The organism is Parerythrobacter lutipelagi (genome assembly GCF_005434975.1).
GTDB classification, from domain to species: Bacteria; Pseudomonadota; Alphaproteobacteria; order Sphingomonadales; family Sphingomonadaceae; genus Parerythrobacter_A; species Parerythrobacter_A lutipelagi.
The window spans coordinates 342,352-361,042 of record NZ_SKCJ01000001.1; the positions used below are offsets into that span (position 1 = coordinate 342,352).

Below are 18,691 nucleotides of genomic sequence, written 5' to 3' on the forward strand. Positions count from 1 at the left end.
CCAGCTCAAGACCCTGTGACCGTAGTGCCGGAAGGTGCGCCGGTCGCGGCCTCCGGTGACACGGCGGAAGAGGGCGGAAAAGGCCTCGCTTGGCTGTGGTGGGCATTGGGCATCGGCGCGTTGGCAATCCTTGCTTTTGGTGCATGGTTGCTCCGTTCGCGCATGGCTGGCGGAGCGCGCGTTGCCCCGACTATCGAGAAACCGGTTCTTAGCTCAGAAGCACGCGGCACCACCGCACCGGCGGATGCTGATGCCGCGCCCCAGCTGCGTGTCGAAGCACAGGCGATTTCTTTGGGGCGGAGCTTCGCCAACGCGACGCTCAACTATGCCATCACAGTAAGCAATCTGGGCGGGAAGCCATTGCGCAACGTGCGGATCGAAGCCGACATGACCACGGCGCACAGCAGCCTGCCGGTTGACCAACAGCTTGCGGGCCATGCGACGACACTCCCCGACCTTGCGCAGATTGAAAGCCTTGCAGCGGGTGCGGCCAAGCAGGCGCGCGGCGAATTCCGCCTCGCAGTGAACGAGCTACGCCTGATCCGGCAAGGCAAGGCACACCTTTATGTGCCTTTGCTTCGCCTGCGCATTATCGCCGACGGGATGGAACCGGTACTCAAGACCTTCGTGATCGGTCAGAAGCAGATCGGACGCGGCGATCGTCTCACCCCATTCCGGATCGACGAGATGGCTCAGACATACCGCGAAATCGCCTTGCGCCCGCTGGGGTAAACTTGCCTGCGGTGTTGCTCGACGAGCGGCGGCGAGCGCGCTAGGCAGCGCGGATGGATATTCTCGTATCAACCGAATGGCTCGCACAGCGCCTGGGCTCTGCGGATGTCGCGATTCTGGACGCATCAGCGCATCTGCCATCGGCGGGGCGTGATCCGGCTACAGAATTCGTCGCGCATCATATCCCGGGGGCTCGTTTCCTGGGTCTGCCTGGCCTGATCGATGCCGAGAGTGACGTTCCATCTGCACTGCCGCGCAAGGAACAGATCGATAAGCGCTTGTCCGAACTCGGCATCGTGTCAGGCCAATCGATCGTGCTCTATGACAATTCTGCCTTGCGTTCGTCTGCCAGAGCGTTCTTCCTGCTGACCCGCGCAGGGATCGATAATGTCGCAATTCTGGATGGCGGGCTCGAGAAATGGCTTGCGGAAGAACGCGGCACTGAAAGCGGAGAAGCCGCTCCGATACCAAGCGCCTTCGCCTGTTCAGAGTGCAGCGATACACTGGTTCGTTCTAAAGCAGACATGCTCGCCAATTTGGAAAGCCGCACCGAACAAATTGTCGATGCGCGCGATGCGGACCGTTTCACCGCAGCGACCGACGATGCGGTTCACGGCCTCGCCGGAGGGCACATTCCCGGTGCGCGCAACCTCTTCTTTCGCCAGTTGCTCAACGCAGACGGCACGTTCAAATCGCCCGAACAATTATCCGAAGCATTCGAAGCTGCGGGCATCGATCCGTGTTTGCCGCTTGTCGCGAGCTGCGGCAGCGGGATGACTGCATCGGTCGTGTTGTTTGCCCACCGTCTTCTCGGCCACGACCATGGCGCACTTTACGACGGCAGTTGGGCTGAATGGGGCGCCGATCCGGCAACCCCGAAAGAGACCGGCGAACCAAGCCCCGGAAAGGCAAGCAGCTGATGTCTGGCGGTCCGGCCGAACAGGGCAAGAATACCCGCCTGGTGACGAGCGGGAGGCGCAAGGAGTGGACCGGGCCGGTGGTCAACCCTCCGGTGTGGCGTGCCAGTACGCATCTTTACGAGACCGAGGCTGATCGCAAAGCCGGGGGCACAAGCAATTCCGACGGTGAATTCTATTACGGCCGCCGCGGTGCACCGACACAATGGGCGCTCAGCGACGCCCTGACCCAGCTCGAGCCAGAGGCTTTTGGCACAGTCCTTTATCCGAGCGGCGTTGCAGCGATTACCGGCGCATTGCTGGCTGTGCTGCGCCCCGGCGAGGTGCTGCTGGTGACCGATAACGCGTATGAACCAACGCGACTGGCAGCGTTGGGCCTGCTCAAATCCTTCGGCATAGAGACGCGCTTTTTCGATCCGCTCGACCTTGATGGTTTCGAGCATGCTTTCTGTGAGAAGACCAAAGCCGTCATGCTCGAAAGCCCCGGCAGCCTGACGATGGAGGTTAGCGACGTCCCGGCGCTTGCTGCAATTGCGCGAGACAAGGGCGCGGTCAGCTTGCTGGATAACACCTGGGCATCGCCGCTCGGTTTTGCCGCGCTGGAGCACGGATGCGATATTTCCATCATGAGCCTGACCAAACATGTCGGCGGGCATTCGGACCTGATGATGGGATCGGCCAGCGCAGGTGAAAAATATTATCGCCGTTTGCGCCGCACCGCACAGGCGCTGGGCCATGTGGTCTCGCCCGACGACGCGTCGCTTGCCTTGCGCGGATTGCGCACCATGGGTGTACGGCTGAAAAAGAGCACTGCTTCGGCGCTGGAAATTGCACGATGGTTGTATGGCAGACCGGAAGTCGGCTTTGTGCGCTGCCCGATGCTGCCTGACTCGCCGGATTATCGGCTGTGGCAGCGCGATTTCACGGGCGGCTGCGGACTGTTCTGCTTCGTGCTCAAAGACAGCAGCGAAGCAGCCCGCGCTCGCTTTATCGACACACTCGATTTGTTTGGCATCGGCTATAGCTGGGGCGGTTTCGAAAGCCTTGTGATACCGTTTGACCCTGCTTCGATACGAACCGCCATGCCATGGCCGCCTGCTTCGGCCGGCACTGGCGAACGACTGGGAATTCGCCTATCGATTGGCCTGGAAGACACCGAAGACCTGATCCACGATCTGGAACGCGGGTTCACCGCCATGGAGCAAGCATGACCCCTGCAGCACCCGCCGCCACTGATACGCCGACAGCCAATCCGGATGCGGTTTTGCTGGTCAATCCCGCAAGCGGAGAACCGCTGCTCGATGCTGAGACGGGCGAGCAGATCACAGGCATCCCGGCGCAGCAGCCGACGCAGTTTCTCGATCCGGAAACGGGCGAAGTCATTCTCAACCCAGAGACCGGAGAACCGTTGATCGCCTCGGCTCAGCCAACCAATATTCCCACGCCGGAGCCTTCCCCTTCGCAAGCGATTTCCGCAGCCAACGATGCGAAAGAGGCGGTTACAGAGCAGAGCGAAACCATCGGCGGCATGATCGACACGATGGACTCCATGGCAATCGAGCTGGGCGAAATGCGGCTCTCATTGTGGGATGTGCTGTTTGCATCCGGCATTATCCTGTTGGTCATCGTGGGTGCCTGGCTCGCAACCAAAGCGATCAAGTCAATGGTGGCCCGCGCGACGCGGCTCGATGACACGCAGCGTCTGCTGACGGAAAAGATCATCACCATCCTGGTTTGGGCAGGTGCTTTCTTCATGGGCATCGACCTTCTCGGCATCGATCTCACGGCATTAGCCGTTTTCTCGGGCGCGTTTGGTCTCGCCATCGGTTTCGGTTTGCAGAAAACCTTCGGCAATCTGATCGCCGGGATCATTCTTCTTATGGATAAGTCGATCAAGCCGGGCGATGTCATTGCAGTGGCTGATCAGGCCGGGGCGACAACCTTCGGCCAGATCCGCAAGATCGGCATCCGCGCGGTTTCGATCACGACGCGGGATCAGAAAGAGTATCTCATCCCGAACGAAAACCTGATGATCAATCAGGTCGAGAACTGGTCCTATTCTTCCAAAAACGTTCGCATGCAGATACCCGTGGGCGTTTCGTACAATTGCGATATCAAGCTGGCCGAAAAACTGATGCTGCAGGCAGCGGCCGACTGCAAACGCGTCCTCAAGTCACCCCCTCCTACTTGCTGGCTGGATGGTTACGGTGACAGCTCGGTCGACTTCAAGATCCAGTGCTGGATCACCGATCCCGAAGGCGGGGTCGGCAATATCAAATCGGAAGTCCTGAAACGGCTGTGGGATCTGTTTCAGGAAAGCGGTATCGAAATTCCATTCCCGCAGCGCGATCTCAATCTGCGCGGAAATGCGCAGTTCGAACAACTGGTCGCTGCGATTTCCCAGCGGGTCGATGACAAGGCGAAAGGCTAGCTTGCTCGCCTGCAACCCCCGCTTCTGAAATCGCTGCTAACAGGATGCGAAGCGGCGATTTCAAAATTCAATCTTCCTGCCCTGCCAGCCATTCTCGTTAGCGGTTTCAGCGTTGTGCGCCGAATACGGCAGCATGGAAAATATCGGCACAGTCTATCTCGTCGGCGCAGGTCCGGGTGAACCCGACCTGCTCACGCTGCGCGCGGCGCGGTTGATCGAGAGCGCATCGCTTATCGTGCATGACGGGCTGGTTGATCGCGCAATTCTCGCGATGGCTCGCCCGGATGCGGCACTGGTTTCAGTGGCCAAACAACGATCGAGACACACTGTGCCGCAAGAGGATATCAACGCCATGCTTGTGCGCGAAGCGCTGGCCGGACGCGATGTCGTCCGGCTCAAAGGCGGCGATCCTTTTGTCTTCGGCCGCGGCGGTGAAGAAATGGAAGACTGTGTCGCAGCTGGCGTCCCTGTGCAGATCGTGCCCGGCATCAGCGCAGCGAATGGAGCCGCCGCTGCCGCCGGCATACCCCTGACCCACCGCGATGCGGCGAGCATCGTCAGTTTCGTGGCGGGCCAGTGCAAGGGGCTCAAGGAACAGGACTGGGCAGGTCTCGCCGGCAAAGGACGTACATTGGTGATCTACATGGGCGTAACGACGGCCCCGCAGATCGCAGAAAAACTCATGGCAGACGGACTGGCTCCGGACATGCCGGTGGCGGTGATCGAGAACGGCGCCCGCCCGCAGATGCGCGTGCTGCGCGGCCCGTTGGCAGCGCTGCCCGATCTCGTCGCCCGGGAAAATGTCGTAAGTCCTGCGCTAATCGTGATCGGGGAAGTGACCGCTCGCGCAGATCAGGCCTTGGCCCGTTTTGCCTTGGAGGCCGCGATATGAAGCTTCTGACCGGAAACGATCTCAAAACCGGCGCAGTGACCTGGTGGACCGGCCATGACTGGTCGATCCATATTGAAGACGCGATCAATGCCGGGGACCGCGCTGACGAGATCGCTCGGCGCGAAGAGGCAGCCCGCCGGGTCAACGCGCCTTATGCGGTCGATGCCGAACAGCGCGATGGCAAGCCGCGCCCGCTTCACATCAAGGAACGTATTCGCGCCCTTGGCCCCACTGTGCGGCCCGACCTGACGCTCAAGCCCGCTGACCCCGACCACCGCGAATGGGTAATCTGACATGTATCTCTACGACAAATACGACCAGGCCATGGTCGATGCGCGGGTTGAGGAATTCCGTGATCAGGCACGCCGCAGGCTCGAAGGCAAGCTGACCGAAGACCAGTTCAAGCCTCTGCGACTGATGAACGGGCTCTACCTCCAGCTGCATGCCTATATGCTGCGTGTCGCAATTCCCTATGGCACGCTGAACGGAGCGCAGATGCACGCGCTGGCGGATATCGCGGACAAATACGACCGCGGCTACGGCCATTTCACTACGCGGCAGAATATTCAGTACAACTGGATCAAGCTGGAAGAGGCTGCTGACTTGCTGTCAGATCTCGCCAAAGTGGAAATGCATGCCATCCAGACCAGCGGCAATTGCATCCGCAATATCAGTTCCGACCATTTCGCTGGCGCTGCGGCAGACGAGCTGGTGGATCCGCGTCCCTATGCCGAATTGCTGCGCCAATGGTCGAGCTTCCATCCGGAATTCAGCTATTTGCCGCGCAAGTTCAAGATCGCCGTAATTGCCAGCGACAAGGACCGTGCGGCGATGCGGTTGCACGATATCGGAATACGCATTGTCCAGAATGAAGCGGGCGAGCCAGGTGCGGCATTCTATGTCGGCGGGGGCATGGGCCGGACCCCGATGATTGCACCGTGCATTCGCGAATTCGTGCCGCTCGACCAGCTGGTTACCTATTCGGAAGCCTGTCTGCGGGTCTACAACCGCTATGGTCGGCGAGACAACAAGTACAAGGCGCGGATCAAGATCCTCGTCCACGAACTGGGCGCAGAAGAATACACCCGGCAGGTGGAGGAGGAGTTTGCGCATCTGCAGCAGCAGGGCATCGAACCACCTCTGGCTGAACTCGAACGCCTCAAGACCTATTTCGCCGATCCGCCGTTCGATGATGGGCCGAAGACCGTGGACCGTTCTGATCCCGATTTTGCCCTGTGGGTCGATCGCAACACCATTCGCCACAAGCATGATGCCCATGTTTCGGCGGTGATAAGCCTCAAGCCCATTGGCGGTATTCCGGGAGACGCATCGGCTGATCAGATGCATCTGATGGCGGAGCTTGCGAAGCAATACAGCTTTGACGAGTTGCGGGTGATGCACACGCAGAACATCGTCCTGCCGCATGTACGGATTGCCGATCTGCCCGCACTATGGGCTCGCTTGGACGAGGCAGGACTCGGTGCGCCCAATCTCGATACAATCGAGGATATCATTGCTTGCCCCGGTCTCGACTATTGCAGCCTCGCCAATGCCCGCTCGATCCCCGTGGCACAGAAAATCTCCGAGCGTTTCTCCGCCAATGGCAAGACTGCAGCACTGGGCGAACTGAAGCTCAAGATTTCCGGATGCATCAACGCCTGCGGTCATCACCATGCTGGCCATATCGGTATCCTCGGGGTCGATAAGAAAGGCGTGGAGAATTACCAGCTGCTGCTCGGCGGAAGCGAGGCTGAAGATGTCGCGCTTGGCAAGATTACCGGTCCGGGCTTCAGCGAAGACGGCATTGTAGATGCGGTCGAAACCGCAGCCGACGTCTACCTGCGCGAGCGCAGCGATGGCGAACGCTTCCTCGACACCTACCGCCGGATCGGCATCGACCCCTTCAAGGAGGCCCTGTATGGCTGAGATTATCCGCTTTCGCGACGACGAACCGGTCGATCATCCGGCGGTGACCGTCGACAGTTTCCTCGATCAAAGCAACGCCAATGCGGTGCGGGTCGAGCCGGGTGATGACGCTCGCGCCTTGATCCCGCATCTTGCCCAATTGCATCTGGTCGAAGTCAATTTCCCGGCATTTGGCGACGGGCGTGGCTATTCCTCTGCACGCGTCTTGCGCGAAGCAGGATATGATGGCGAATTGCGCGCCGTGGGTGACGTGCTGGTCGATCAGGTCGCCTATATGAAACGCTGCGGTTTCGACTCCTTCGAACCCGATACCACGCTTGATCCGGACACGCTCGGGGCGGCGCTCGCACGCTGGCCGGAAGTGTATCAATCGGCCGCCGACACCCGCCAGCCGATCTGGTCGAAACGGCACGCCTGATTGCGATGAATGACCTGCGTGCCATCGACCGGATCGATACCGGACCTCGCTTTACCGAGGATGATGCCGTGCGCCTCAATCGCATGTTTCGCGGCCAGGACACCCGGGAAATGCTGCGCAATCTGATTGAAGACAACGTCGCCGGAGAACTTGCGACGGTTTCGAGCTTCGGTGCAGAAAGTGCTGTGCTGCTTCATCTTATCAGTGAAGTTGCACCCGACCTTCCGGTGCTTTTTCTGGAAACCGGCAAGCATTTCCCGGAGACGCTTGCCTATCGTGATGCGTTGGTCGCGCAGCTTGGATTGAAGAACCTCATCAACCTGTACCCGTGTCTTGCGGAACTGGAGATGCGCGACGAGAGCGGGCTGCGGTGGTCCTACGATCCCGATGGTTGCTGCGAGATTCGCAAGGTTAAACCACTGGCCCGCGCGCTGGCCGGCTATGACGCGACTCTGACAGGCCGGAAGGCATTTCAATCCTCCACCCGGTCAAATTTGCCGCGTTTCGAGATCGACACATCAGACGAGCAGGGACGGCTCAAGATCAACCCGCTGATCGACTGGACCGCAGGCGATATCGAAGCCTATTTCGAGACTTACGAATTGCCGCGCCATCCGCTGGTTGCGCAGGGCTACCCCTCGATCGGCTGCTCACCATGCACCAGCAAGGTCGCACCGGGCGAAGACCCGCGCTCCGGACGCTGGAAAGGCTGGGACAAGACCGAATGCGGGATCCATCAGCCGGGTGAAAACGATGGCGATCTACCACCGGGCTACGAGCCGTTTCTCTAGACTAGAGCCAGCCTTCGCGGCGATACCATTCGGCGGTCGCCTTGAATCCTTCGGACCCTCCAATTTCCGGCTGCCAGACGCTGGTAGGCACCGCGCGGTCCGAGCGTGCAACCCAGTTCGGGTGGCACATATAGCCGACGCGGTCGGCGGTCAGCTTGGCTTTGCTCCCTCTCAGCAAACCATCGGTTCTCGCGGCCGCGCGCAGTAAGCCTTCAGGCAGATGCGGCGCAAAAACTCTGCGGCCAACTGCATCGCCAATGGCGGCGGCCATTTCCTTGTGGCTCCACCCGCCTTCGCGCCCGTCATCGGGTTCGAAGGTCTTCTTGAGCACCAGGCCGCTTGCCGGGACGAGGTCAAGCAGCAGACCGGCCAGGTCGCGCACATGAATGATCGAGCTGGCACCGCCGGGCGGTAATGGCACAAAGCCGAACCGTGCAGAACGGAACATGTCGTAATAATCGACATCGCGCGGGCCATAGACCCCCGGCGGACGCACAATTGTCCATTGCAGCCCGCTCGCCTTCACCTGTTCCTCTGCTCGCGCCTTGGAGGCACCATATCGAGACAGGTCGGGCTTGCGCGCCGAGAGCGAGGATACGAACACGAAGCGTTTGACTTTTGCCGCTTTGCAGGCCGCAATCAACGTCTCCGTCCCGGTGACATTCGCCGCTTCGAATTCGGCCGGATCGGGCGTGTTGGTCAGCCCCGCGATATGAATGACAGCCTCGCTATCGCACACCAATTCTGCCAGAGCCGCTTGATCGGTCAGGCTTCCCCGTACCCATTGGACGCTGTCCCTGCCTTCAGGCACATTCCGCGCCAGCGAGCGGATCGCCATGCCGCGTTGGTGCGCGACATCAAGCACCATTTGACCGACAAAGCCGGTGCCGCCAGTGATCGAAATGGTCACAGCAACACCATGTGATCGCGGTGGATCACCGTCGGGCGCGGGGCATAGCCCAGCGCATCGGCCTGTTGCTCCTCCCGCTTGCCGGCAATCGCCTGGCATTCGTGAGAGGAATATTCGGCCAAGCCCTGCGCCAGTTTCGTGCCCTTCATGGTGGTGATCGTCACTAGGTCGCCGCGTGCGAATGAACCGGATACGCCCACGACGCCCGCAGCGAGCAAGCTGGCCCCGCTACGCAAGGCCGCTTCGCAGCCGCTATCGACCCGCAAGGTGCCACTGGGTGCGAGGCGCCCGCCAAGCCACGCCTTGCGCGCCGTATCGCTGCGCTGGGGCAGGAACAAAGTGCCGCGGCCAGTGCCTGATGCGTGCGCTAACGGCGCGTCGCAAGTTCCGTTGATGATGGCGAGCGCGATCCCCGCGCGTTCGGCAATCTGCGCGGCCTGCAATTTCGAAACCATACCGCCGGAACCAAGTCCCGACCCCGAACCTGGGCGCGCCATGGCGAGAATCTTGCTGTCGATCCCGTCGACAGTGTCGACAAGTTGTGCGCCATCGTCACCCGGCGGGCGGTCGTACAGGCCGTCCACATCGGACAGCAAGATCACGGCATCCGCGCCCGCCGCCTGAGCCACTCGCGCCGCCAGTCGGTCGTTGTCGCCAAAGCGGATTTCCTCCGTCGCGACACTGTCGTTCTCGTTGACGACAGGAATTACCCCGGCTTCGATTAAATGCGCCAACGTGGCAGAAGCATTGAGGTATCGCCGCCGGTCTTCGAGATCGTCCAGCGTCAGCAACATCTGCCCTGCGGTAAGACCGTGCGCGGCAAATTTGTCCGACCACAATCCTGCCAGAGCAATCTGCCCGACCGAAGCGGAGGCTTGCGCTGCAGCCAGCGTCCGGCGCGGATTGGCTGTCCGGTCGAGCAGTGCCCCGCCCAAAGCAATCGCACCAGACGAAACCACGATGACCTGCTGGCCGGAGCGCGTCATGGCGGCAATCTCGGCGACAAAGCCTGACAGCCATTCCCGCCGCGCTTCCCCGTTGCTCTCCACCAGCAGCGATGACCCGATCTTGAGCACGATCCGGCGGGCCTTTACGGCGTCGAACAGGTCGGGCAGCGCGCTGATGTTCATCGTCAGTCGAGCGGCGACCAGTCGCCAAGTTCCTCGGCATCTTCGACTTCAGCAGCTTTGGTTTCCGTGGTCGTGCTGTCAGGCAGGTAAGACAGGACCGCATCGAGCAGTTCTTCAATGCCCTCGCCCGTCACACCTGACACTGCAAAAACCCGATCAGCCCCCGCCTCGCGAAGCTCGGCAGCAAACGCGTCTGCCAGTTCGGCATCGCCCAGGTCCACTTTGTTGAGCGCAATAAGCTGAGGTTTGTCCGACAGGCCTTCGCCATGGGCTTCGAGTTCGGCATTGACCGTCCTCATCGCCTCCGCCGGGTCATTGTCCCCCGTGCCGGAGATATCGATCAGATGAATCAGGACACGGCAGCGTTCGATATGGCCGAGGAACCGGTCACCGATGCCCGCACCGTCAGCCGCACCTTCGATCAGCCCGGGGATGTCGGCCAGTACGAACTCGCGTCCCTTGTGATGCACCACACCAAGCTTGGGCACGAGTGTCGTGAAAGCATAATGCCCGACCTTGGCCTTGGCGTTGGAAATCTGATTGATGAAAGTGCTCTTCCCAGCGTTGGGGAGGCCGAGGAGGCCGACATCGGCGAGCAGTTTGAGCCGCAGCCAGACCCACAGCTCTTCGCCGGGAGTGCCGGGCTGGTGCTGGCGTGGTGCACGGTTGGTGCTCGACTTGTAGCTCGCATTGCCGCGACCACCCATGCCGCCTTTGAGGAACACGATACGCTGGCCGAGTTCCGTGAAATCGGCGAGAATTTCCTCTTTGTCTTCCGACAGAACCTGAGTGCCGACAGGAACCTTGATCACAAGATCCTTTGCGCCCGCACCGGTCCGGTTCTTGCCCATTCCGTGGCTGCCACGCGATGCCTTGAAATGCTGTGCGTAGCGGAAGTCGATAAGTGTGTTGAGCCCGGCCACGGATTCGATGATGACATCGCCACCATCGCCGCCATTGCCGCCGTCAGGACCGCCGAATTCGACATAGGCCTCGCGCCGGAAACTGACCGCTCCGGGGCCGCCCGCGCCGGACTTCAGATAGATTTTCGCTTGATCAAGGAAATGCATGTGTCGTCAGGTAGGGTGTTGAACGCCAAAGCGCCAGCTTATGTGGCATCTTGCGGCAGTCACTGAAAATTATAGCGCGCGAAGTTCTTGTACTTCGCGCGCTGTCATTTCACTCCGCTGTCGCGGCTAATCTTCTGTTCTATCCGGCGATGAAGCGTCTTGCACGATCTCCCCGCTTTCGAAGACGATCGGCGTACCACTCGTATCGGTCGGCGGCACAGGATCGGTAAGAGAAAAGCCGGGCAAGGTGGTGCTGGCCCCGGCCTGCGACATCGTTTGATCGGATGCAGGTTCAGCAACTCCTGGTGAGAAGATCACATCGCTGCCGGCTGAAGGCATTTGCGAAACGATCACAGGGTCGCTTGCCGGCAACCGCGAGACAATTACCGGTTCGCTCGACGGCGTCGTATAACCCTGTTCATAGGTCGCCCCATATGTGGTCGTTGCAGGAGCCACCGGCCCTTCGCCAATTGCCGAACTCGATGGGGCGACTTGAACATCATACACCGTGCCTGGTGCCGCGGTCGTCAAAGAGGTGGTGCTGGTTTCCGGATAGCTCTGGACCAGAACAGGCGGCGGCGGTGCGTACTCCGCATCCCATGCCGATACATCGCGCTGATACTGCTCGTACGAGCTGTAGAAATTCTGGAACACGCGCTCGATACGCGGCAGCGCACCGATCGCGAATGTTTCCAGCTGGGCACCATCAGTCAGCATATACTCGCGAGAGATTGCCAGTGCGGTGTCGCAGAAATTGCGCTGGGTCGGCGGCAGTGCGTAATAATTGTAGACTTGGGTCATGTAGTTGTCGAAATTGCTGCGATAGTCGCGCCCGTATTCTGCGCGGAATTCCGACGTGATCGTGTTGTTGATGCCGGACAGGGCCCGCTTGTCGCGTTCGAGCAACAGACTGTAGGCCGGCAGGATATCGACGTGCGCCGCGCTCTGGCAGTTAAGCGCCGCCACATTGAGCGCTGCCCGCAGATTCCACACCGTTTGCGCAGTCGAAAGACCGTAATTCACGGTCCGGCGCATGCCGAATTCGTCGCGCGGGGGAATATACATGCCCATTGACGCGCCATCGGGCGGCGTCGGGCGCGCAGGTATCACCTTCACCACCGGTGGGGGCGGAGGAGGAGGCGGAGGAGGCGGAGGAGGCGGCGGTTTCGCACAGGCGCCAAGCGCAGCAAGACCCGCCAGCATGGCTATCAGTCGAATTCGTTGTCTGTTCGTCTCGAACATCGCGGGTGTGGCCCTCCTCTGGCGCCAGACAATCATGCATTTGCAAAGCTTTCGCTTGGCTGAAGCAGCACCTTAACCATGTGGGGGGACAAAGAAAATGCCCGGAATGCGCTAGGCACTCCGGGCATCTCGATGTGAGTCTTTTATGCGACTATTCGCCGCGCGCGACACCAAGGAAGCGCAGCAGGAACAGGAACATGTTGATGAAATCGAGATACAGGCTGAGTGCCCCGAGGATCACCATCTTCTGCAATGGATATTGCGCGGCCATCGCCGGATTGGTCATGCTCGCGTGCTGCACGGCAATATATTCCGATTTCAGACGCTGGGTGTCATACGCTGTCAGGCCAGCGAAGATCAGCACGCCGAGCGCGGAAATCGCCAGTTCCAGACCGGGCGAGCCGATCAGGAAGGCGTTCAGCAGCGATGCGATGATAAGACCGACGACGCCCATCACGAGGAAGCTGCCCCAGCCCGAAATGTCTTTCTTCGTGGTGTAGCCCCACAGGCTGAGCCCTGCGAAAGCACCCGACGTTGCAAAGAACGTCATCGCGATCGACGAACCGGTGTACGTGATGAAAATCGTGGAAAGCGACAGGCCCATAGCGGTTGCAAAACCCCAGAACATTGCCTGAAGAGCGCCCGCGCTAAACTTGTTCCGCCCAAAGGACATGAACAGGACGAAGGCCAGCGGCGAGAGCATGATGATCCAGCCGAGGATGTTCGGCTGAGCATACATCCGACCTTGCGACTGAACCACCGTGTAGGCCGCTTCGAACAGCGACGAGTTTACAAACAGCAGGGCGACGATGCCTGAGAGCAGCACGCCCGACGCCATGTAATTGTAAATCGAGAGCATGTGCTTGCGCAGACCCTCGTCCACGACGGTCCGCTCACCGATCTGCCCGTCCATGCCGGGGGTCGGGCCAACGCCCATGCCCGTTCGGCGGGGGTCGTTCCAATCTGCCATTGCGATCCTAACTCCAATTTCTCCGGCACCGCGATAGGTGTCGGTTCTTGAAATCAATATCGGCGGTGGAACGGCTTTTTTCAAGCGAAACCGGAGGCTGTTGCATCGTTTGCAAGTTAACGCTTCTTGCGGGCCTCTGCCGCCATCTCCGCCCCGCGGTCCCGCGCGGCCTTCAGACACTGTTTGACCAGAGCTGAAAGACCGTCGCCTTCGTCCAGCACGTCGAGGCCCTTCTGCGTCATTCCCCCCGGGCTGGCGACGCGGCGCGCCAATTCGCGCGGCGAATGGGGCGAAGCCGCCGCCAGCGCCGCCGCCCCTTCGACCATCGAAACGGCAAGCCGCTCGGCCTGCTCGCCCGGCAGGCCCAGCTCGTGTGCCCCGGCTGCCAGCGCGTCTATGAAGCGGTAGACGAAACCCGGCCCCGAACCTGCGAGTGCCGTCGCGAGGTCGAACTGGCTCTCGTCGTCGAGCCACTCCGCGCTGCCGATTTTCTCAGCCAACTCTGTAACGTCGGCCTTTGTTGCCGCATCAATTCCCTTGGCAATCAGAGAATTGGGCGACTTACCTAAAGCGGATGCGAGGTTCGGCATGAACCGGACAACACCTGCCGACCGAGGAAAGCGATCGGCCAGACTATCCAGTTCGACCCCGGCCAGTACGGAGAGGACTGCTGTTTCCGGTCCGACTACCGGTTCGAGCCCGGCAGCAATATCATCGATCATATACGGCTTAACACCGAGCAGAACGGCATCGAACCGCTTTCGCGGCCATGCGTTGTGAACAGTGAGCCCGTGCGCCACCTCGGTCTTCGTCGGGTGGTAGACTTCAAATCGCGATTTCGCGCTCCCGGCACTGAGCCAGCCGTCGACCATCGCTCCAGTCATTGTGCCGAAACCAACGATCAGTATTCGTTCAAACGCCACATGATGCTCCGTAATATCCGGAGCCTGAGCTAAGCTTCGCCATGTGCATCCACAAGGGCATTGTCCAACGCCTCTCGCGGGGAGCGGTCGCTCCACAGCACGAATTGAAACGCAGGGTAGAAGCGGTCGCATTCATCGACAGCGGTTTCGACCAGCGCCTGCGCCTGATCGAGACTGAGCAATCCGTCATCGCCCAGCATCGCGCCGTTGCGATAAACCAGCACGCCGCCCTTCGACCAGATGTCGAAATGCCCCAACCACAGCTGTTCGTTAACCAGCGCCAGCAGTTCATAGGCTGCGCCGGTTTTTTCCGACGCAACCCGTACGTCCGGCAGGCAGAGCACCTGCAGCACATTGTCTTCCGCACGCCAGATCGCCCTTAATTGGTACTTGGCCCAGCTACCCTGGATCTCGCCGGAGATTTCCTCCGCTGAGAGCGTCTGGAATGGCCAGCCGCGAGCCTCGAACAAGGCCGCAAGCATATCCACCGGCGGTGACTCGTCGGTTGCCGAGAAACGATCGTCAGCGAGGGTCACGAGCGGAGACAGGAGGTTGAGTAAAATCTCATGCAGGCTGGATGGCGTGCGAAAGGGTTAACGCGCAATGGGCGCATGCGGCAGCGCTGGGGAGAAGTGAAATTGGCTGTTCACAGCTTGTGTAAAACAGGCGGCACGAGTCAGTCCAGCGGCCGAATTTCCTCGCCCTGCGGACTCGTATAAGTGAAGCCATCCACGCCGCTTTCCTTAAGCGAATTCATGGCCTTGCGGGCGTCTTCGCGGCTGGCGTAGGGGCCGGCCAAAAGCCGGTTCGCTTCACCCCATGGCGTGACGTGCGGCTTCAGACCGCCCAACACGTCGGGTGCCTTGCGGCTGAATCGGCGCCAGTCGAAACCCAGCGCGCTCACATCACGTCCAGTGGCGACTTGCACCCAGTACCGGCTCGGGTGCGCGGGCGCTTCGGGCGCGGCCTTCTCCACCTCACGTGGCGGCTCGATCTTGGTGATATCGACACCACCGCTTTTCGCTGGAACAGGCGCTTGCACCGCAGCAAAGGCGGCGAATGCGTCAGCCACGCTAGCGCTATCCTGACTATCGCCCGGCTGCACGGTTTCAGTCGCCCGGTCGGTGGAGCCGGCGATGTTCGCCAGGTCGAACCCCGGCGCGGCAATCTGACCGTTCGCCGGAGGCTGTACCTGCGGCTGAGCGGCCGCGCTCGTGGCCGGAAGCTCCGTTACCGCAACGCCCACAGGCTGCTGCGCTTCGGACCGAGGGACTGCTACAGCCACAGGCGGCTGCGGAGAATCGGCCCGTGCCACCATGACCGGCTCCGCAACGGTCGACGATCTCTCGGGCGACTCAGATACAGTCGTTTCAGCTACGACGGGCACCTCGGCCGCGGTATTTGACACAGCAGGCTCCGCTGGGGTCCGATCAGCCCTGCGCACAATGACCGGGTCGGACCGTGTCCGGCTCAGGGGATCAGACCGGCGCTGTCGTTCGACACGCGCGACTTCGCGCCGCACCGATTCAGGCAGTTGCTCAGCGTCAGCCGTTTCAGCAGCCGATGCGGTGCTCATGGCCCGGTCCGGTCGGCGGCGCGGGCTCGATGAACGTGCGTCACGCCCGAGCGGCTCCCCCTGCGGCACCAGCCTCGCATCGGGCGTTCGAACCAGACCGTTCTGCTCGCGATATTGCGCTACCCCTGGTGTGTCCCGGCCAATTTGCGCGGCGCGCGGGAACTTGCCGAGATTGGCTGCAGCAGCCTGCTGTGCCGGAGTCAGCCGCTTCATGTAGCGCAGATAGGGTTCCATTCTTGCTGACATCGCCCGCGGCATTACTGCATCGGCTATCGCCACAGCTTCATCCTCTTCGCCGAGTATGGCAAGTCCGAATGCGCGTGTCCGGTAGGATGCGGAATCCCCGCGTGCGACAAGCGGATTGAGGGTTTCCTGGAACCCTTCCCGGTCGCCCGAAATCGCCTGACTTAGTGCGAGCCTCCGGCGGATTTCAGGATCTTCGCCCTGCTCAAGACCCCGCCGATACTCCGCTTGCGCCGAGACGCTGTCGCCGACAAGATCGTATGCGAGCCCCCGGTCAAGTGCTGCGCGGGCCATCGCCGCACCGGCCTGTTCCGCCGCATTGAACAATCCGATCGCGCGCAGCGGATCACCGCCGCGCACTGACGCTCTCGCCAGCCCGAGCATAACCCGCGAGTTTTGTGGCGAGAGCTCTTCCGCGCGTCCGAAGAAGCCTACGGCGGCATCAATGTCATTAAGTGCAAGCGATGCTTCACCTGCGTCGACCAGTGCATCGACATCTTGTGAATTGCGCGCCAGCCGCTGCAACGCAGAGTTGAGATCATCGACTTCGCCCGACGGCAAAGCTTGCACGACTTCCTGCGCTGCGATGGGGAGTGGCACCGCAAATAAGGAAAGGGAAATCCCGAGCGCGCAGCACGCACTGAGAGGCAAAGCAGAAAATGTCGTCGGCTTGATCATCGCGGGCGCTCGTTAGTGGCAGCAAAAAGCCGGGTAAAGCACCATCATCGGAGACGCGTGCTGAATACAGGCGGAACCGCTCCGAACGGACCTATGGGCTGCCCCGACTTACTGGTTGTTCTGCCGGCCAAGGAAACGCGGAATGTTGAGCGACGAGCCGCCGTCGTCATCCCCATCATCATCGCCGTCTTCATCTGCCTCGTCATCGTCGGACGAACCGCGGGACAGATTGGCCATGCGTTCGAACAAGGTGCTGCTGGCGCTACCACCTTCACCGCCGTCGCCGGATACCAAGCCGCGCCGACGGCCGCCACCAGTGCGGACCTGTAGCGGCTGATCATCCTCCGCAAGCTTGTCTGCATCGGACAATAGATCATCACCTTGGCCAGCATCGCCGCTGCCAACTTCGTGACCTTCGGCGCCGAGATCAAGCGGCTCCCCGCCGTCCGTTGCTTCCCCGACCTCACCCCAATCGTCATCGTCGTCCGAGGCGAAACCGCTGCCTTCTGACGGGTTCATATGGGTACTGTCTTCAGCAGGTTCCGGAATGGTGTCATTTTCCGGTTCGAAGTCGTCCTGATCGTCGTTACGCATTCCGGCGAGCGGATCTACAATCCCTTCTACATCGTCGAAATCGTCGTCTTCGAGTTCGTCCTCATCGGACTGGAAACTTCCCAGCGAGAGTGGCTGTTCGGGTTCTTCCACTGGCAGCGCGAGGCTTTCTTCCTCGAATTCGTCTTCCGCCGGCAGATCGAGGACCGGGCGCTTGGGCGCGCGGTTTTCGCCCAGCGAGAGCGAATGCGTGTCACCTGACGCGTCGACGATCCCATTGCCGACTTCAATCCCGGTCGCGACCACCGAAACGCGGATCTTGCCTTCAAGGTCGGGATTGAACGCCGAGCCCCAGATGATGTTCGCGTCCTCGTCGACCAATTCGCGGATATGGTTTGCGGCTTCGTCGACTTCGAGCAGCTTCATGTCTTCGCCGCCGATGATCGAAATGATGACGCCCTTGGCACCCTGCATCGATACGCCGTCGAGCAATGGATTGGCGATTGCACGTTCAGCGGCTTCGAGCGCGCGGTTTTCGCCTTCGCCCTCGCCGGTACCCATCATCGCCTTGCCCATTTCCTCCATCACCGATTTCACATCGGCGAAGTCGAGGTTGATGAGGCCCGGCATGACCATCAAATCGGTGATCGAGCGAACACCCTGCTGCAGCACTTCGTCGGCCAGCTGGAACGCTTCCTTGAATGTCGTTTCCGCTTTGGCGACCAGGAACAGGTTCTGATTGGGGATGACGATCAGCGTATCGACGTGCTTCTGCAACTCCTCGATACCCGCTTCGGCGGCGCGCATGCGGCGCGTCCCTTCGAACAGAAACGGTTTGGTCACCACACCCACGGTCAGCACGCCCTTGCGGCGTGCAGCCTCCGCAATCACCGGAGCCGCGCCTGTGCCTGTGCCGCCGCCCATGCCGGCGGCAATGAAACACATGTTCACACCATCGAGCAGGTCCTCGACATCCTGGGTCGTTTCTTCAGCCGCCGCTTTGCCCACTTCGGGGCGTGCGCCGGCGCCGAGACCGCCTGTGATTTCAGGGCCTAGCTGGATGCGCGTATCGGCTACGGCATTGTTGAGCGCCTGCGCATCGGTGTTGGCTACAACGAATTCAACGCCTTCGACTTCGGCTGCGATCATGTTGGCGATCGCATTGCCGCCCGCGCCGCCCACACCGATAACGGTGATCCTGGGGCGGAGTTCATCTGAAGCGGGCGGTCCGATATTGATGCTCATGGCATGTCCCTCCGGGGGAAGTAGATATAAAAACTCGACTGAAAT

At 60.8% G+C, this 18,691-nt stretch carries 18 protein-coding genes; 9 read left to right on the forward strand and 9 right to left on the reverse strand.

Going from position 1 to position 18,691, the window contains the following annotated elements; genetic code table 11:
• The first annotated feature begins 15 nt into the window (after positions 1-15).
• From E0502_RS01760 to E0502_RS01800, 9 genes are all read left to right on the forward strand, one after another.
• On the forward strand, positions 16-732 hold the full coding sequence (locus E0502_RS01760) for a hypothetical protein (RefSeq protein WP_137676261.1): 717 nt from the start codon (positions 16-18) through the stop codon (positions 730-732).
• 53 nt (positions 733-785) lie between these two features.
• The gene (locus tag E0502_RS01765; RefSeq protein ID WP_137676262.1) at positions 786-1,652 is read left to right on the forward strand and encodes a sulfurtransferase; all 867 of its coding nucleotides are present in this window, start codon (positions 786-788) and stop codon (positions 1,650-1,652) included.
• Complete coding sequence (gene metC / locus E0502_RS01770; protein ID WP_137676263.1) at positions 1,652-2,860, forward strand: cystathionine beta-lyase; 1,209 nt, start codon at positions 1,652-1,654, stop codon at positions 2,858-2,860. Before E0502_RS01765 ends, metC begins: the two co-directional genes overlap by 1 nt.
• Positions 2,857-4,080 (forward strand): mechanosensitive ion channel family protein, encoded by a 1,224-nt coding sequence (locus tag E0502_RS01775; RefSeq protein ID WP_137676264.1) that lies wholly within the window; start codon positions 2,857-2,859, stop codon positions 4,078-4,080. Before metC ends, E0502_RS01775 begins: the two co-directional genes overlap by 4 nt.
• 133 nt (positions 4,081-4,213) lie before the next feature.
• Positions 4,214-4,972: a uroporphyrinogen-III C-methyltransferase gene (gene cobA, locus E0502_RS01780; RefSeq protein WP_137676265.1), complete on the forward strand. Its 759-nt coding sequence runs from the start codon at positions 4,214-4,216 to the stop codon at positions 4,970-4,972.
• Positions 4,969-5,265, forward strand: coding sequence for a DUF2849 domain-containing protein (locus tag E0502_RS01785; RefSeq protein ID WP_137676266.1), 297 nt, complete (start codon positions 4,969-4,971; stop codon positions 5,263-5,265). Before cobA ends, E0502_RS01785 begins: the two co-directional genes overlap by 4 nt.
• A 1-nt stretch (position 5,266) precedes the next feature.
• The gene (locus tag E0502_RS01790) at positions 5,267-6,898 is read left to right on the forward strand and encodes a nitrite/sulfite reductase (RefSeq protein ID WP_137676267.1); all 1,632 of its coding nucleotides are present in this window, start codon (positions 5,267-5,269) and stop codon (positions 6,896-6,898) included.
• The gene (locus tag E0502_RS01795) at positions 6,891-7,316 is read left to right on the forward strand and encodes a DUF934 domain-containing protein (protein ID WP_137676268.1); all 426 of its coding nucleotides are present in this window, start codon (positions 6,891-6,893) and stop codon (positions 7,314-7,316) included. The genes E0502_RS01790 and E0502_RS01795 overlap by 8 nt, the downstream gene beginning before the upstream one ends.
• A 5-nt stretch (positions 7,317-7,321) precedes the next feature.
• Positions 7,322-8,107 carry a phosphoadenylyl-sulfate reductase gene (locus tag E0502_RS01800; RefSeq protein WP_137676269.1) on the forward strand — a complete coding sequence of 262 codons (786 nt, stop codon included), beginning with the start codon at positions 7,322-7,324 and terminating at the stop codon, positions 8,105-8,107.
• Position 8,108: 1 nt separating this feature from the next.
• Here E0502_RS01800 and E0502_RS01805 read toward each other — a convergent pair whose 3' ends face one another.
• The 9 genes from E0502_RS01805 to ftsZ form a co-directional block, all read right to left on the reverse strand.
• Entirely contained in the window at positions 8,109-9,017 is a 909-nt protein-coding gene (locus E0502_RS01805; RefSeq protein ID WP_240048813.1) for an NAD-dependent epimerase/dehydratase family protein, read from the reverse strand.
• Positions 9,014-10,147, reverse strand: coding sequence for a glutamate 5-kinase (gene proB / locus E0502_RS01810; protein WP_137676271.1), 1,134 nt, complete (start codon positions 10,145-10,147; stop codon positions 9,014-9,016). Before proB ends, E0502_RS01805 begins: the two co-directional genes overlap by 4 nt.
• Positions 10,148-10,149: 2 nt before the next feature.
• The gene (gene obgE, locus E0502_RS01815) at positions 10,150-11,217 is read right to left on the reverse strand and encodes a GTPase ObgE (RefSeq protein WP_137676272.1); all 1,068 of its coding nucleotides are present in this window, start codon (positions 11,215-11,217) and stop codon (positions 10,150-10,152) included.
• 126 nt (positions 11,218-11,343) lie between these two features.
• On the reverse strand, positions 11,344-12,282 hold the full coding sequence (locus tag E0502_RS01820; protein WP_137676273.1) for a hypothetical protein: 939 nt from the start codon (positions 12,280-12,282) through the stop codon (positions 11,344-11,346).
• 328 nt (positions 12,283-12,610) lie between these two features.
• Entirely contained in the window at positions 12,611-13,429 is an 819-nt protein-coding gene (locus tag E0502_RS01830; protein ID WP_137676274.1) for a Bax inhibitor-1/YccA family protein, read from the reverse strand.
• A 116-nt stretch (positions 13,430-13,545) separates the two neighbouring features.
• Complete coding sequence (locus tag E0502_RS01835; RefSeq protein ID WP_240048814.1) at positions 13,546-14,352, reverse strand: pyrroline-5-carboxylate reductase family protein; 807 nt, start codon at positions 14,350-14,352, stop codon at positions 13,546-13,548.
• A 29-nt stretch (positions 14,353-14,381) separates the two neighbouring features.
• Positions 14,382-14,834, reverse strand: a complete 453-nt coding sequence (locus E0502_RS01840; protein WP_137677477.1) for a type III secretion system chaperone family protein — start codon at positions 14,832-14,834, stop codon at positions 14,382-14,384.
• Positions 14,835-15,028: 194 nt separating this feature from the next.
• Positions 15,029-16,741, reverse strand: a complete 1,713-nt coding sequence (locus E0502_RS01845) for an SPOR domain-containing protein (RefSeq protein ID WP_240048815.1) — start codon at positions 16,739-16,741, stop codon at positions 15,029-15,031.
• A 216-nt stretch (positions 16,742-16,957) separates the two neighbouring features.
• On the reverse strand, positions 16,958-18,646 hold the full coding sequence (gene ftsZ, locus E0502_RS01850; protein ID WP_137676276.1) for a cell division protein FtsZ: 1,689 nt from the start codon (positions 18,644-18,646) through the stop codon (positions 16,958-16,960).
• Between the last annotated feature and the right edge of the window lie 45 nt (positions 18,647-18,691).